General features: G+C 55.5%; 1 protein-coding gene. It reads right to left on the bottom strand.

The genetic code is table 11. The annotated features are described in order from the left end of the window. The coding region (locus tag ABR397_RS23435) for a condensation domain-containing protein (RefSeq protein WP_350307795.1) at positions 1-409 on the bottom strand (409 nt) is incomplete at both ends.

Here is a 409-nt window from a genome sequence, read left to right as displayed (position 1 = left end):
GCTCTTCATAGACTAATGCTATCGCGTCAGGCGTTTTCGCCACCTGCTGTTCAAACAACTGATGAATGCACAATTGCTCAGGATAGGCGATTTCCGTGGCATTCCAGGTTTCCAGCAACAACCTGCGCTCCGCCGGCGCCAGGATATCAATCTGCCCAACCGGCTGTTGAGCCTGCCCGATCATCGCTTGCAGCACCGCGTGCAGATATCCTACCTGTCGCGCCATGGTCGAGGCATCAAACAGCGCCGAGGCATAATTCAGCGCACCGACAATCCCGCCCGCCTCTTCTGACAGGCTCAGTTCAAGATCAAACTTAACAACATCAAAGGCTTGATTAACCGGTGACACCGCCAGCCCCGGTAATTGCCATTCCGTCCCCTCCGTGCTCTGCCAGGCAAACATCACCTG

The sequence above is a fragment of the Photorhabdus viridis genome (assembly GCF_040256935.1).
GTDB lineage: Bacteria > Pseudomonadota > Gammaproteobacteria > Enterobacterales > Enterobacteriaceae > Photorhabdus > Photorhabdus viridis.
The sequence above is the reverse complement of the archived record's forward strand: the minus strand, read 5'-3'. Positions and strand labels throughout refer to the sequence as shown.